We start from the raw sequence: 15,952 nt of genomic DNA, 5'->3' as shown, positions 1-15,952 counted from the left end.
TATAAAATATGTCAGAATTATCTATAAATACAACACAAAATGTTAAAATTAATTTTGTAGCCGCAACTGTGGGCGAAAGAATGGGTTCTTATTTTATCGATTTGTTCATCAAAATCTGCTATATCGTGGCTGTGATTTTGCTGTTGGTATATGTTTTTAGTTTTGGCAAAATATTCGATAATCTAGACAATTGGTCCAGTAGAGCCGTTATTATCATACTTCTTTTTCCCATTTCAATCTATTCCATTACTATGGAAAGTATTTTTGAAGGACAAACCATCGGAAAAAAAATAGTAAATATAAAAGTGGTTAAAATAGACGGTTATCAAGCTAGTTTTGGAGATTTTTTAACGCGTTGGTTTTTTAGAATAATTGATTTTAACCTCATTCCGTTATACGGACTCATAGCTTTGATTTCTGTAATTACAAGTAAAAAAGCACAACGATTGGGCGACATGGCGGCGGGAACGGCTGTTATTACTTTAAAAAATAAAATTAATATCAGCCATACGATTTTAGAAGAAATCGGAGACGCGTATGTGCCGACTTATCCTTTGGTAATTAAATTATCAGACAATGATATGCGTATTATCAAAGAAACATTTCTAAAAGCCGAAGCAAAAAACGATCAGGAAGTAATTTATAAATTGGTCGCCAAAATTGAAACCGTTACCGGCATAAAAAATCAATCCGGAAACAATAGCGATTTTCTTCGCGTGATTTTAAAAGATTACAATTTCTATACACAGAATATGTAATAAAGTCAGTTTTTGTTTCTTTATCTCATAATATTGATAGTTAAATACTTATATTTGTTTAAGGCATAACCGAAAAGCCAAAAAGAGTAGTGTAACTTAATTAGAAATAGTATGAGAATTACCAAAGTATTAGCCGTTATATCCGTATTTTTTATCTCTGTTTTAGGATTTTCACAAGCCAAAAAACTAGACAGAATAGTAAAAAAAGATTATCAGATTATAGATTGTACAATTGCTAAAATGTCTGATAAAACTGTTGAGTATTCCCTGCCCGGAGAAACATTACAAATTTCGCTTGATGTATCACAGATTGCCAGAATTGATTTTGCCAGCGGACGCTCTCAAACTTTTGACGCCGCCACAACCAGTCCCGATTCTTCGCCAAATCAGGTTATTGCCAATGCCGAAATGAAACCCAATACCATTGCAGTATTGCCAGTTCCTTATGTAAACTCAGACAATCAGCAAAGTTCTGAAGACATGGCAAAATTGGCTCAAAATGATCTTTATAATAAATTAATAGACAAATCTTCTAATATTTTTCCGCTCACCGTTCAGGATTTAAGAACCACAAATAGTTTGCTGCACAAAGCCGGAATTGATCATAATAATATTGATGAAACACCAATTGCAGATCTCGAAAAAATTCTTGGTGTTGATAATATTATCGCAGCAAAAGTTTCTTTTACAATGTCTACAAGCGCTACAGCGACAACATACGATACCGGAAACGCTAAAGTGAGCAACAATAATAAAAAAATAACAACAAACGATTATTCTACGACAACAGCAAATACACAAATGTATTACTATTACAATGTTTATTTTGATATGTATAAAAACGCAGATAAAATCTACTCACAAACCAGAAAACCCTTTCTAAATTTAAAAGACAGCTGGATGGATTCTATCACCTATCTTTTGAAGAGAAGTCCGATTTATACTAAAAAGTAGAATGATTAAGTTATGAGTTATAAATTATAATTGAAATTTGATTTTTTACATTGCCATTGAAATTGATTTTTGAAATTGCCATTGATTTTTGAAATTGAATTTTGAAATTGAAATTGATTTTTCAACATATTTAGTTCAACTTTGTACCCTTGAACCTCTGAACCTTTGTAACTCAAAAAAGAATGTTTCACTTATTAGATATTATCGGAACGATGGCGTTTGCCATGTCCGGCGCTTTAACGGCAATGCATAAAAAACTAGATCCGTTTGGTGTTTTTATCATTGCATTTGTTACGGCAGTTGGCGGCGGAACACTTCGCGATATTTTAATAGGCAGAACGCCAGTAGGATGGATGCTTAATCTGCAATATGTTTACGTAATTATTCTAGGTTTTGGACTTGCAATTCTTTTCAGAAAGAAGTTTGATAAACTGCGAACTTCGCTATTTTTGTTTGACACCATCGGACTTGGAGTTTTCACTTTAATAGGTCTCGAAAAAGGAATTTCAATCGGACTTCATCCTGTAATTTGTATCGCTTTAGGAACCATGACAGCTTGTTTTGGAGGTGTTACGCGTGATATTTTGTGTAATGAAATTCCAACCATTTTTAGAAGAGAAATCTATGCTACAATTTGTATTTTTGGAGGAATTGTATTTTTTATTTTGAAAAAACTAAACTTAAACAATGATGTTTTATATTTAGCCACTTCTTTGGTAATCATTTCAATACGATTAATGGCCGTAAAATACAAATGGCATTTAAAAGCCTTTGATCATAAATAGAAAAAGAATGCCACGAATTTCACTAATTTACAAGACTTTAATTCAAATAAGTTAGTAGAATTTTAAGTAAAAATCAATAACAGAAAAAACTTTAACGCGACAAATTAATCGGTGTAATTCGTGAAATTTGTGGCAAAAAAATAAACATATTGATATTATATACCATAAAAAAATACAATCAAAACGATGCAGAAATCTGGAATGATTTTATTTCGCATGCCAAAAATGCAACATTTTTGTTTCAGCGTGATTTTATGGAATATCATAAAGATCGATTCGAAGATTTTTCGCTTTTAATATTTGAAAATGAAAAATTAAAAGCTGTTTTACCAGCCAATAAAAACGGAAATTCGGTACATTCTCATCAAGGTTTAACGTACGGAGGTTTGGTGTTTTTAAATAAATTAAAAGCAGAACAAGTTGAGAATATTTTAGATCAGATTTTGTTTTTTTTGAAAGAAAATAAAATAGAAACCTTTTATTACAAGCCAATTCCGCATTTTTATTTCCCCAAAGGGAATAACGAAATGGACTTTTTTCTGTTTAAAAGAAATGCAGTTCTCCATCACAAAGAAATGAATCTGGCCGTAAATCTTCAATTACCTTTAGAAATATCAAAAAGTAAACTCAAACATTTTAGAAGAATCGAAAATCTGGATTTGGATATTGTTGAAGAAGAAGATTTTACTCCCTTTTGGGAAATAATTTTAGCACCAAGACTTCTGGAAAAATTCGAAGCAAAACCAGTTCATACAAAAGAAGAAATCACTCTATTACAACATAAATTTCCCGAAAATATAAAACAGTTTTCTGTTTATCAAAGCGATGAAATTATTGCCGGAATTACCATTTTTGAAACCGAAAACGTCATAAAATCACAATACGGCGCCACTTCAGAAAAAGGAGAAAAAGTAAGAGCACTTGATTTTTTATTCATTAATTTGATTGAAAAATACAAACGCGAAGGAAAACACTTTTTTGATATGGGAATCGTAAATGACGAAAATGAAAAAGGCTATCACACGGGACTTTTAAAGCAAAAACAAGAATTAGGCTGTACCGTTTACAATCAGGATTTTTATAAAATAAGTTTATAATGATACCATTTTTAGACCTAAAAAAAATAAACGAACCGTATGAAACCGCATTTCAAGAAAAACTGAAATTGGTTTTAAACAACGGCTGGTATATTTTAGGAAAAGAAGTGGAAACATTCGAAAAAGCTTTCGCTAAATATTGCAAAGCCGATTACTGCATCGGAGTTGGAAACGGATTTGATGCTTTAGTTTTGGTTTTTAAAGGTTATATCGAGTTAGGAAAACTCCAGAAAGGCGATGAAGTTATCGTTCCTGCAAATACGTATATTGCGAGTATTTTAGCCATTTTACGAGCCGATTTAGTTCCCGTTTTGGTCGAGCCAAAACTAGAAACCTACAACATAAATCCCGATTTAATTCAAGAAAAAATAACGCCAAAAACAAAAGCTATTTTGGCTGTTCATTTATACGGACAATTGGCAGAAATGGATAAAATCAATAAAATTGCATTAGAAAACAATTTATTGGTTGTAGAAGACGCAGCACAATCGCATGGAGCAGTTGGGGGAAATTCCAATATTTTAAAATCCCAAATTCCAAATGACAAAGATGATCAAAAATCTAAAATCTACAATCTAAAATCTGCAATTGCATACAGTTTTTATCCAGGAAAAAATCTGGGCTGTTTAGGCGACGGCGGCGCAGTAGTAACAAACGATACAGCATTAGCAAAAGTAATTTTTTCACTTCGAAATTACGGTTCAGAACAAAAATATCATAACGAATATATTGGTGTAAATTCAAGATTAGACGAACTTCAAGCCGGATTTTTAAACCTAAAATTACCGAATTTAGACAGTGATAATAACAAACGAAGAAAGATTGCAAAACGCTATTTATCAGAAATAAAAAACGACAAAATAATACTTCCATTTTGGGATTTTTTAGAAAATCATGTGTTTCATTTATTTGTTATTCGAACAGAAAATAGAGAAGCTTTACAGCAATATTTAACTGACAATCAAATACAAACGATTATACATTATCCAATTCCGCCACACCAACAAAAAGCGTTTAAAGATTGGAATAAGCTGTCATTCCCAATTACCGAAAAGATTCATAACGAAGTTTTAAGCCTGCCGATAAGTCCTGTTTTAACGCATGATGAGGTGAGTTTTATCATCAGGATTTTAAATCAATATTAGTTTCGTGTCTGATAAAAAATCATATCAGCAAATTCTAAAAACGACTTCACTTTTTGGAGGCGTTCAGTTTTTCTCGATCCTTATTTCTGTCATCAGAACCAAATTAATTGCCGTTTTTATCGGTCCCGCCGGAATGGGAATAATTGCTTTATTGAATTCTACTTTAGGATTAATAAGCAGTATTTCGGGTTTAGGAATCGAAACCAGCGCAGTAAAAAATATCTCGGAAAACTATAAAAATGAAGATTTAAAAAGCGCTTCTAAAATCATTCAAATTGTAAAAAGGATCGTTTTTTTTACCGGATTATTCGGCATGATTTTGACGATTTTTTTCTCGAAACTATTAAGCATCATTACTTTCGGAGATTCAAGTCAGACTTATTCCTTTATTATCCTGTCAATTATTGTATTGTTTAAACAATTGTCTTCCGGACAATTAGCCGTTTTGCAAGGTTTAAGACAATTACAATTTTTAGCTAAAGCCAATTTGTATGGCAATTTATTCGGATTGCTTTTTTCCATTCCGTTTTATATGTTTTTAAAGATTGATGCCATACTTCCAACCATAATAATTGCATCTTTAGCATCTTTAATTTTCTCGTTTTATTATTCAAATAAAATAAATACGGAACGAGAAGAAATTTCAAAATCAGATTTTTTATTTGAAAGTAAATCGATTGTAAAATTGGGTTTTATGCTGACTATAAGCAGTGTTTTAACGCTTTTATCAACGTATCTAATTCAGATTTACATTGGCAAAAACGGAGGTTTAGATCAAGTCGGATTTTACAACGCAGGTTTTACATTGCTCAATTCTTATGTCGGAATTATTTTTACCGTAATGAGTACCGATTATTTTCCGAAATTAGCGTCTATTAATATTGATAACGAGAAAATTAGGTCAAGTGTGCAACAACAAGCTTTTATTTCAATATTGATTATAACGCCTATCATTGTGCTGTTTTTAACGTTGATTCCAGTTTTGATCAAAGTAATTTATACGCCGAAATTCAACGAAATAATCCCAATGGTTTGTTTCGGGATTTTAGGAATGCTTTTCAGAGCCGTTTCCTGGTCAATGGGATTTATTTTAATTGCCAAAGGAGATTCTAAAATGTTTATAAAAACTGCCGTCGGATTTAATGTTTTATCTTTAGTAATGAATGTTTTAGGATATTATTTTTACGATTTAGAAGGCTTAGGTTTTAGTTTTTGTCTGTACTTTTTATTTCATTTTATCGGATTAAAAATCATCACCAAAAAACGATATGATTTTTATTTTGATGCAGATTTTTATTTACTGTATTTCCTTTGCTTTATCATTTGTCTGCTTACTTTTTTTATTCGGTTAATAGAAAATCCAATCGTAAAATACAGTTTGCTGACAGTAATGATTTTCGTTTCTTTGGGTTTTAGTTTGTCTCAAATCAATAAAAAGATGAATTTAAAAGAAATGCTGATGTTCATAATTCAGAAAAAAAGCGATCAAAATGATTCGAAATAGTTACAGACAATGCCGGTCTTTTTATCACAAACTCCAATTTTACTATTCGGTAAACTGGACCAAAACACTGTATTTTAATTTCAAAAAGTTTCCATTCGCGACAGCAAAAAAACTGCCCGTTTTCTTTTACGGAAAAGTAAAATTCACATCTATAATTGGTGAAATCCAAATAGACGGAAACATTCAGAAAGGAATGATTGGTTTTGGACAGCCTTACGAATTAAATACAGTTCACAAAGGAATTGCCGAAATTGTAATTCAGGGAAAATTAGTTTTTAAAGGAAAGTTTCAATTCGGGAAAGATTATTTTGTTTTTGTGGGCGAAAATGCACTTTGTGTTTTAGGAAATATGGCTTCGATGGCCTCAAATGCAAAACTAATTTGTACCGAAAAAATTATTCTTGGCGATTATGCGCGTTTCGGTGCCGAATGTCAAATTATCGACACTAATTTTCATGATTTAATTGACACTAAAACAGGTGAAAAACTTCAGAAATCAGCTCCGATTTTTATCGGAAACTATAATTTTGTAAGTAATAGAGTTTCCATTTTAAAAGGAACTCAAACGCCAAATTTCTGTACGATTGCATCAAATAGTTTATGCACAAAAGATTATAAAAATTTAGGCGAAAATATCTTGATTGGCGGTGTTCCCGCAAAATTAATCCGTAATAATATTACGAGAGACTGGCATGGAGAAAAGCAACAATTAGATGATTTTCTGACGATTTAGTGAAGTATGTCATTGCGAGCAACGAAGCAATCTCACTAATAATAGCACAAAGTTGATCTTGCAAATGAGATTGCTTCGTTCCTCGCAATGATAAACTTGGGACAAAAAATAACAAAAAATCAAGCAAAAAATATTTTAAAACGCTGTTTGATTTCCAATAAAACATACTTCAATAACAATTTATAATCAGCTGTTTTATAAGCCAAAATCATTTCAAAATGCATTCTTTTTAAAATAGCTTTGTGTTCTATTTTTGATTTATTTAAAGTAATAGCTTTTTTGATAATCAAATAAGTAGAGAAATTAATTTTCTTAGATCTTGCATCATTTTTAATGAAAAAATGCGTTCCCAAAGAATCAGTCGAAATCCTTTTCTGAATCAAAATTTCATCAATAAAATCAACTTCATATTTTCGTGAAGCCCGAATCCAAAGATCTAAATCTTCATAAGCCAGATTTTCGTCATAACCATTCAGATCATCAAAAACTGCTTTTTTTACCATCGAAGAAACCGAACAAATACTATTTCCGCCAGAAATAACACTTAAATAAATATCGCCCGTTTCTCGTTTTTCAATTGTCTTTTTCTGAGAATCAACAGGAAAATAATAAGAATCAAATGCGCTGTTTTCGGTAATTAATTCGGCGTTTCCGTAAACAATTCCGAGGTTTTTATATGGGCTTTCTTTGAAAGCTTTTAGCTGTAAAGAAACACAATTTGGTAGTAAAACATCATCAGTAGCCAAATCAATTATAAAATCACCTTTGGCTAATTTTAAAGCTTTATTAAACGATTTTGTACTTCCTAAATTCGTTTCATTAGCAATAAATTGAACTTGCGGATAATCTTTAATCCATTTCAAAATCGTTGCCACAGATTGATCTTTGCTAAAGTCATCCACGATAATCAATTCAACAAAAGGATAATTCTGATGGATCACCGAAAGTAAACTTTCGACAACATATTTCTCGTGATTATAACACAAACAAATAATGGTTACCAATGAATTATCTTGCATATTGTTTTTAAAGAGTTATATATTTGATACGAAAATAAGAAATCAAGTATGATATTGTCGAACGAAAAGAAGAAAATTGCTTTAATAGGTTATCGCTTAAGCGGAGGCGGGAGCGATAAAGTAATGGCAAATTTGTCTCTTTTCTTAGCAAAACAAGGTTTCGAAATTGATATTATTATTGTTTTAAACGAAGTCAGTTTTCCCTACACAGGAAAATTGGTCAATCTCGGTTTACTCAAAAATAACAGCAACGGATTATTTAATAAAGCAAAGCGCCTCAAAGCTTTAAACGATTATTTGCAAAGTAATAAATTCGATTTTATTATTGATTTTAGATTTCGAACCAAGATTCTTCAGGAACTTATTTTGGCACGGTTTATTTATAATGCGCCGACAATTTTTACCATTCACAGTTTTCTGATCGATCATTATATGCCTAATAATTCGTGGCTTACGCGATTAATGTATAATCATTGTCTGGCAAATGTTGCGCTTGGCGAAGAAATGAAATCACTGATAGAAAAGAAACATCAATTAAAAAATGTAGTCACAATTCCGAATCCCGTTTATCTAGAAGAAATTCTCGAAAAACAGGATGAAGAAATAGAACTAAATTTCGATTTTATTCTCGCGGTCGGACAATACGAAAATGAGATTAAACAGTTTGATAAATTAATTTCCAGTTACGGAAAATCTATTTTATCGCAAAAAAATATACATTTAGTGATTATTGGCGAAGGCGATCAATCAAAACTAAAAACAATTATTTTAGAAAACGAAGTTTCTGAGTTTGTACATTTATTGGGTTATCAAAACAATCCATTTCAATTTATGAAAAGAGCTCGTTTTTTGGTTTTATGCAGTAAAAATGAAGGATTTCCGAATGTTATTTTAGAATCTTTAGCATGTAAAACTCCGGTTGTTTCTTTTGATTGTGATTTTGGCCCGAGAGATATGATTCAAAATCTAAAAAATGGTATTTTAGTCGAAAATCAAAATTGGGAAAAGCTGACTGAAGCAATGAATTTATTGGTTTTAGATGAAGTTTTATACCATGAAATTAAAGAAAACACATTCGAAAGCATAAAACCTTTTTCATTAGAAAAAATAGGTGATTTATGGATGGATTTATTGCAAAAACATATTGAATAATTAAGGCTTAAAAATGTTTAACACATAGAAACATAGGTTTTTTAGATTTTGAAAGGTAGTAAAAAGAAACTCGTTTCTCACACATAGCTATGTGTTTGTATACAAGTGAAACGCCTTTTTTTAACATACAGTGACTATGTTTCTATGTGTTAAATATAGAATTAGGAAAATAAAATTATGACTACAATTCAAGATATATCGTTAATCAAAATTCCGGTTGTAGAAGACTTAAGCGGTAATTTGGCTTTTATTCAAAACGAAATTCTTCCGTTTGAATTCAAGCGTGTTTATTATCTTTTTGATGTTCCAAGTTCTGCTTTTCGTGGTGGACATTCACACATTGAGCAACACGAGGTTTTGATCGCTTTAAGCGGAAGTTTTGAAGTTACGGTAAATGACGGAACTGATAAAAAAAGCTTTCTATTGAATAAACCCAATGTTGGTTTGCATCTTCCGAAAGGAATTTGGAGAGAATTAGAAAACTTTTCTTCTGGCGCAGTTTGTCTGGTTTTTGCTTCAGATGTTTTTGAAGAATCAGATTATATTCGGGATTATGATGTTTTTCTAAATTCAAAGAAATGAGACTGCTGTACATTGTTCCCAAAATAAAAAATCCTGGTGGTGTTGCGCGGGTTTTGGCTGTAAAAGCCAACTATTTTGTTGAACATTTTGGTTATGATGTTCATGTTTTATCTCAAAACGAATCTTCGGATAAATTACCTTTTTATAAGTTTAATGAGAAAATAGTTTTTCATAATATGAACTTAAACGGCAATGCTTTTCGTTTTTTTATGTCGCTTAAAAAAGCGGTAAATCAAAAAGTAAAAGAGATAAATCCAGATGTAATTTTGGTTGCAGACAATGGGTTAAAAGCCTTTTTATATCCATTTATTATTAAAACTAAAATACCAATAGTTTTTGAATGCCACGGATCTAAATTTATCGAAGAGAAAAGACATCAGGTTGGTTTATTTTTAAAATTGAAATATTGGTTTAAAAATTATGCGGCTGGAAAATTTACCAAAATGGTCGCTTTATCTGATGAAAGTCTGAAAGAATGGAATCTTAAAAACATTGAAGTAATACCAAATCCGGCTTGGATAGAAACAGAATTTACTTCTTCTTTGCAATCTAAAAAAGCTTTTGTTATTGCACGAAATTCGTATGAAAAAGGTTTAGACAGATTATTGTTGATTTGGAAAGAAATTGCCCAAAAACACCCCGATTGGACTTTGGATATTTACTCAGACGATATTGATTTTTTAGAAAAAGAAGCTCAAAATCTTGGTATTACTTCAACCATAAATTACTTTGATTTTGTAAAAAACATTGAGCAGAAATATTTAGAATCTTCTCTTTATTTAATGACTTCCAGAACAGAAGGTTTCCCGATGGTTTTACTCGAAGCAATGGCTTTTGGTTTGCCGTGCATCGCTTTTGATTGTCCGATTGGCCCAAGAGCTATTATAGAAAATGACAAAAATGGGTTTTTAATTCCAGATGGAAATATAGAAATATTTGTCGAAAAACTTTCTTTTTTAATGGATAATGAAGAAGAAAGAATACGTTTAGGAATCAATGCAAAAGAAACAACAAAGAAATTTTCTACACCAAAAATAATGGAGCAGTGGAAGCTGTTTCTGGAAAATCTAATTGCCTAATTTTAATAAAGATTCTTCTTTCCTGCAAGGTTTCCAAAACCTTGTAGGTATTTGTTTGTACGGACTTAAAAAATGTATTTACACCTACAAGGTTTTGGAAACCTTGCAGGAGTGAGAATCTTGAATTAGATTAGAGAAATAAGCCAATTTATAAAGGTCGAATAAAAATAAAGATGGTTTTTGAGAAAGTAGATTTCGTTCGATTTTATCTTTATTTTTTATAAAAAGAAAATTCGTAAACCGTAACAATTTTAGGTTTTGTAATAATTCAAAAGCTTTGATTATTTTGCTTTCTTCTTCAGAAATTTTATTCGTATTATAAAGCAATACAAGATTTTCCAGAGCTGTTTTGGTTTTGTTTAAAAACAGAATTGAAGTTTCTAAATTGAGATGAAAAGTTGGATTTTCGATATGAGAAATCTCAAAGTGATTTGCTTTTAAAACAGCAAAAAAGCACAAATCTTCGTAGCCATATTTAGTAATAGATGCATCAAATGAATGTGCTAAAAAAACTTCTTTATTAATTAAAAGATTAGAAGTCAAAGCGGTAAAATCTGGATTTTGATTTCTTTGGTTTAGAGATAAAGCTTCTCTTTGATGTCCGTAAACCCAGCGTAAAAGCTGTTCTTTTTGAGGTTTTGGATCTTCATAAACAATACCACCAAAAACAATATTCATTTTTTGATTTAAAATGGAATGACAGTATTTTTGAATAAAGCTTTTATGAACCGGAAAAGTATCGCAGTCTAAAATTAACAGCCAATCATATTGTGCTTTTTGGGCTAATGTATTGATGTTTTTTCCTCTTCCTAAATTGGTTTCATTTATAAAAAACGAACCATTAGAAATAGAATTAATTTCTTGATTTAAAGTGTTTATTACAGAATTTGAAGCGTCGTCCTGACAAAGAATTTCAAAATTAATTCCACTAAAATTACATTGTTCCCATAACTCTTTTACAAGAGAAACGGCGTTGTAATTGTAAACCGGAATTAAAATAGAAAGCATTACACGCTTCTCTGAACTACTTCAAAGATTCTTTCATCTTCACATTTTAATGTTTTAGACGGGAATTTCATCAACAGAGCATAATCGTGTGTTGCCATGATAATGGTTTTTCCGGCAGCATTAATCGCTTTTAAAACTTCAAGAACTTCAGAACTAGTCTGTGGGTCAAGATTTCCTGTAGGTTCATCGGCAAGGATAAATTCTGGGTCATTTAGCAAAGCTCTTGCAATCGCAACACGCTGTTGTTCACCGCCAGAAAGCTGGTGAGGCATTTTGTTTACGAAATCTTTCATACCAACTTTGTCCAAAACTTCATCAATTTTGTGCTCCATTGCATCTTTTTCGTGCCAGCCAGTAGCTTTTAGAACAAAAAGCATATTATCTTTTACAGAACGGTCTGGAAGAAGTTTAAAGTCTTGAAAAACAATACCAATTTTACGTCTCAAAAACGGAATATCATTTTCTTTTATCGTAGCCAAATCAAACTCAACTATATGTCCTTCGCCTTCTGTTAATGGTAAATCAGCGTATAAGGTTTTCATGAAGCTGCTTTTTCCAGAACCGGTTTTACCGATTATGTAGATAAATTCACCGTGATTAACATCTAAATTGATGTGAGATAAAATTTTTCTTCCTTCTTGATATATAGTGACTTCTTTAAGAGATAGTACGGTTTGCGACATAATAAAATTGATTTGAATGGTAAAAGTAATAAGATAACGGTTGGATTCAAAATAAATTTGAATGATTTCTTAAGAAAAGCTTTAAAAAATAAAGGCTTTTTAAATTAAACCAATTTAGCGATGTAAGTTCATTTTAAGAAATCGCGTAAGTTTTTGAGCCAAAAAGAATTAAGACTCATAATCTGTAAAAGTATGAATTAAGTAAATATGCGTTTATAAAGTTTGAGAACCGATATTTTCAGGTTTAAAGTGCGGTAAAATTTGCCATTTTTAAATATTTGTTGATAATAAAACCTCAAAACGTTTCGTTATAAACGGTATAAAATGATAAATTTGAATACTAAATAACATTAAAATGCGTAAACTCTTCTGGTTCTTTTTATTACAAATTGTCCTTTTTTCGACCACAGTTTCGGCACAAAAATCAGCTATATATACTTACGACTTAAAGGATTTTGACAAAGCACTGGCTTTATATAATGACAAACAATACGCTTCGGCACAACTTATTTTTGAAGCGGTAAAAAACAAAGCCACGACCGAAGAAGTGAAGTCAGACTGCGCTTATTACATCGCAAACTGCGCCATCAGAACCAATCAGTCTAATGCCGATGATTTGATGGAAAGATTTGTAGACGATTATCCAACAAGTACCAAACAAAATCAGGCGTATATAGAAGTTGCGCAATACTTTTTTGAGCAGGGAAATTATCCAAAAGCTTTGCAATGGTTTGATAGAGTGGATGAAAGCTACATGAGCAAAACGGAATCTGATAAATTTAATTTCCAAAAAGGGTACAGTTATTTTAACGCTAAAAAGAAAAATGAAGCTACAACGTATTTTAATAAAGTAGTAAATTCTCCAGAATTTGGTTCTCAGGCCAAATATTATTTAGGATTTATGGCTTACGAAGGAGACGATTATAAAGAGGCTACTAAATATTTTGACGAAGTTTCCGGCGAAGAAAAATACAAAGAGAAACTTTCGTATTATCAGGCTGATATGAATTTCAAACTTGGAAATTTTCAAAAAGCGATTGATTTGGGACAAAAAGCAATGTCTAAATCAAACGAAATCGAAAAATCAGAATTGAATAAAATTATCGGAGAAAGTTATTTCAATTTAAAACAATACGACAAAGCAATTCCTTATTTAGAGCAGTATGCGGGTAAAAAAGGAAAATGGAGCAATACTGATTTTTACCAATTAGGTTATGCTTATTATGAGCAGAAAAACTACGAAAAAGCGATTTCTCAATTCAATAAAATTATTGAAGGAAAAGATTTCGTTGCACAAAATGCTTATTATCATTTAGGTTTAAGTTATTTAAATACAGGCAAAAAACAAGAAGCTTTGAACGCATTCAAAAACGCTTCTGAAATGGATTTTAATGCAGAAATTCAAGAAGATGCAGCTTTAAATTATGCTAAAGTAAGTTACGATATCGGAAATGCGTACCAAACCGTTCCGGGAATTTTGCTTGATTTCTTAAAAAAATACCCAAACAATTCCAGCAGATCTGATATTGAAAAATTATTGGTTGATTCTTATATTTCGACTAAAAACTACAAAGAAGCATTGGTTTTATTAGAAAAAAATAGAACTCAAGAAAACAAAGCAGCATACCAAAAAGTACTTTTTTACAGAGGTTTAGAGTTGTATAATGAATCGAATTATACCGAAGCCGGAAAAATGTTTAAAAGTGCCATAAGCGAACAAAAAACACCTGAGTATACAGCACGCGCCACGTTCTGGAAAGCAGAAACTGAATATGTTACAGACGATTTTCAGAATGCTTTATTAAGCTACAAACAATTTGCCGGATTAGCTGCGGCAAAAACGACAGACGAATACAAAAACATCAATTATAATATTGGTTACACGTATTTTAAACTGAAGCAATACGATCAGGCAGCTAATTCTTTTGAAGCTCAGATTGCTAATTCGCCAAGTGATAAAGTTCGTTTGAATGATTCGTATTTACGTCTTGGAGATTCAAGATTTGTAAATTCAAAATACAGTGCGGCGAATGAAGCTTACGCGAAAGCAATTGCGGCAAAAGGTGTTGACGCCGATTATGCGCAATACCAAAAAGCGATTTCATACGGATTTATGTCGAATAACAGCAAGAAAGTAGAAGAGCTTAATAACTTTCTGGCTATGTATAAAAAATCAGAATATCGTGATGATGTTTTATACGAATTAGGAAATACGTATGTGGCGGAGAAAAAGAATGATCAGGCTATAAAAACCTACGATCAATTAATTTCTGAATTTAAAAATGGTTCGTTTACTTCAAAATCGATCTTAAAACAAGGTTTGATTTATTACAATTCAGATCGTGATGAACAGGCTTTGGTAAAGTTTAAAAAAGTAGCGGCAGAATTTCCAAAAACACCCGAAGCTCTTGAAGCGGTTGCAACTGCGAGATTAATTTATGTTGATTCTGGAAAAGTTGATGAATATGCTTCTTGGGTTCGTACATTAGATTTCGTTGCCGTTACCGATGTAGAATTGGATAATGATACTTACGAAGGTGCATTTAAACAATACAGTCAAAATAACAGTAAACAGGCAATTGTAGGATTTAGCGGTTATATCAGCAAATTTCCATCGGGAATGCATGCACTTGAGGCTAATTATTATTTGGCTCAATTGTATTATGCAGAAGGTTCTGAAACTAAAGCGAGTACCAATTATCAATACGTTATCAGTCAGTCTAGAAGCGAGTTTACAGAGCAGTCTTTATCAAAATTGGCACAGATTTATTTGAAAGCGAAAGATTGTGATAAATCAATTCCGGTTTTAAGCCGTTTAGAAAACGAAGCTGATTCTCCGCAAAATAAAACTTTTGCTCAGGCAAACCTGATGAAATGTTATTACGATAAAAAAGATTATAACAATTCTGTAGTGTATGCGGATAAAGTTTTAGAAAATCCTAAAGCAGACGCAAACGTAAAATCAGACGCACAGATTATTGTAGCGCGCGCCGCTATGCAGACCGGTGATGAAGAAAAAGGAAAACAGGCTTACGCGAAATTATCGACAACTTCTAAAGGCGAATTAGCTGCAGAAGCGCTGTATTACGATGCGTATTTTAAAACCAAAGAAGGCAAATTTGATGCATCAAATGTTTCGGTTCAGAAACTGGCAAAAAACTATTCTGCTTATAAATATTACGGAGCAAAAAGTTTGGTTTTGATGGCGAAAAACTTCTACGGATTAAAAGACAGTTATCAGGCAACGTACATTTTAGATAACGTAATTAACAATTTTACTGATTATCCAGATGTTGTTGAAGAAGCTAAAAAAGAATTAAGTGCGATTAAAGCGGAAGAGTCAAAAACGAATTCGTCGATTAATAAATAAGAAAATAGAGTATAGAGAAAAGAATATAGAATAAAGATTATAGACAATTCATGAAGTCTATTTTCTATATTCTATTCTCTCTT

General features: G+C 31.6%; 14 protein-coding genes. 11 read left to right on the top strand and 3 right to left on the bottom strand.

Annotated elements, in window-relative coordinates; all coding sequences use genetic code 11:
* The first annotated feature begins 8 nt into the window (after positions 1-8).
* The 7 genes from EV144_RS06155 (at position 9) to EV144_RS06125 (ending at position 6,976) form a co-directional block, all read left to right on the top strand.
* Positions 9-758 (top strand): RDD family protein, encoded by a 750-nt coding sequence (locus EV144_RS06155; protein WP_134147120.1) that lies wholly within the window; start codon positions 9-11, stop codon positions 756-758.
* A 111-nt stretch (positions 759-869) separates the two neighbouring features.
* Positions 870-1,712: a hypothetical protein gene (locus EV144_RS06150; RefSeq protein ID WP_134147118.1), complete on the top strand. Its 843-nt coding sequence runs from the start codon at positions 870-872 to the stop codon at positions 1,710-1,712.
* A gap of 182 nt (positions 1,713-1,894) precedes the next feature.
* Positions 1,895-2,497 (top strand): trimeric intracellular cation channel family protein, encoded by a 603-nt coding sequence (locus EV144_RS06145; protein WP_134147116.1) that lies wholly within the window; start codon positions 1,895-1,897, stop codon positions 2,495-2,497.
* Between the two features lie 149 nt (positions 2,498-2,646).
* Complete coding sequence (locus tag EV144_RS06140) at positions 2,647-3,594, top strand: GNAT family N-acetyltransferase (RefSeq protein WP_243854625.1); 948 nt, start codon at positions 2,647-2,649, stop codon at positions 3,592-3,594.
* Positions 3,594-4,739, top strand: a complete 1,146-nt coding sequence (locus tag EV144_RS06135; protein WP_134147114.1) for a DegT/DnrJ/EryC1/StrS family aminotransferase — start codon at positions 3,594-3,596, stop codon at positions 4,737-4,739. The genes EV144_RS06140 and EV144_RS06135 overlap by 1 nt, the downstream gene beginning before the upstream one ends.
* Before the next feature lie 4 nt (positions 4,740-4,743).
* Positions 4,744-6,243, top strand: a complete 1,500-nt coding sequence (locus EV144_RS06130) for an oligosaccharide flippase family protein (protein ID WP_166670543.1) — start codon at positions 4,744-4,746, stop codon at positions 6,241-6,243.
* Positions 6,230-6,976 carry an acyltransferase gene (locus EV144_RS06125; RefSeq protein ID WP_243854624.1) on the top strand — a complete coding sequence of 249 codons (747 nt, stop codon included), beginning with the start codon at positions 6,230-6,232 and terminating at the stop codon, positions 6,974-6,976. The genes EV144_RS06130 and EV144_RS06125 overlap by 14 nt, the downstream gene beginning before the upstream one ends.
* A 119-nt stretch (positions 6,977-7,095) precedes the next feature.
* On the opposite strand, the gene EV144_RS06120 is transcribed toward EV144_RS06125, so the two are convergent.
* Complete coding sequence (locus EV144_RS06120) at positions 7,096-7,995, bottom strand: glycosyltransferase (RefSeq protein ID WP_134147110.1); 900 nt, start codon at positions 7,993-7,995, stop codon at positions 7,096-7,098.
* Positions 7,996-8,043: 48 nt separating this feature from the next.
* On the opposite strand from EV144_RS06120, the gene EV144_RS06115 reads away from it, so the two are divergent.
* The 3 genes from EV144_RS06115 (at position 8,044) to EV144_RS06105 (ending at position 10,808) form a co-directional block, all read left to right on the top strand.
* Positions 8,044-9,147 (top strand): glycosyltransferase, encoded by a 1,104-nt coding sequence (locus EV144_RS06115; RefSeq protein WP_134147108.1) that lies wholly within the window; start codon positions 8,044-8,046, stop codon positions 9,145-9,147.
* A gap of 177 nt (positions 9,148-9,324) precedes the next feature.
* Positions 9,325-9,729, top strand: coding sequence for a sugar 3,4-ketoisomerase (locus EV144_RS06110; RefSeq protein ID WP_134147106.1), 405 nt, complete (start codon positions 9,325-9,327; stop codon positions 9,727-9,729).
* Positions 9,726-10,808, top strand: coding sequence for a glycosyltransferase family 4 protein (locus tag EV144_RS06105; protein ID WP_134147105.1), 1,083 nt, complete (start codon positions 9,726-9,728; stop codon positions 10,806-10,808). The genes EV144_RS06110 and EV144_RS06105 overlap by 4 nt, the downstream gene beginning before the upstream one ends.
* An 84-nt stretch (positions 10,809-10,892) precedes the next feature.
* On the opposite strand, the gene EV144_RS06100 is transcribed toward EV144_RS06105, so the two are convergent.
* Both EV144_RS06100 and EV144_RS06095 read right to left on the bottom strand, forming a co-directional pair.
* Positions 10,893-11,816, bottom strand: coding sequence for a glycosyltransferase family 2 protein (locus tag EV144_RS06100; protein WP_134147103.1), 924 nt, complete (start codon positions 11,814-11,816; stop codon positions 10,893-10,895).
* On the bottom strand, positions 11,816-12,499 hold the full coding sequence (locus tag EV144_RS06095; RefSeq protein ID WP_134147101.1) for a cell division ATP-binding protein FtsE: 684 nt from the start codon (positions 12,497-12,499) through the stop codon (positions 11,816-11,818). Before EV144_RS06095 ends, EV144_RS06100 begins: the two co-directional genes overlap by 1 nt.
* A 355-nt stretch (positions 12,500-12,854) precedes the next feature.
* Here EV144_RS06095 and EV144_RS06090 point away from each other — a divergent pair, with 355 nt between their 5' ends.
* On the top strand, positions 12,855-15,869 hold the full coding sequence (locus EV144_RS06090) for a tetratricopeptide repeat protein (protein WP_134147099.1): 3,015 nt from the start codon (positions 12,855-12,857) through the stop codon (positions 15,867-15,869).
* Positions 15,870-15,952 lie beyond the last annotated feature (83 nt).

This window comes from Flavobacterium sp. 270, assembly GCF_004368785.1.
In the GTDB taxonomy this organism is placed as follows: domain Bacteria; phylum Bacteroidota; class Bacteroidia; order Flavobacteriales; family Flavobacteriaceae; genus Flavobacterium.
Note: the sequence above shows the minus strand (reverse complement) of the source record. Positions and strands in the feature narration are given on the sequence as shown.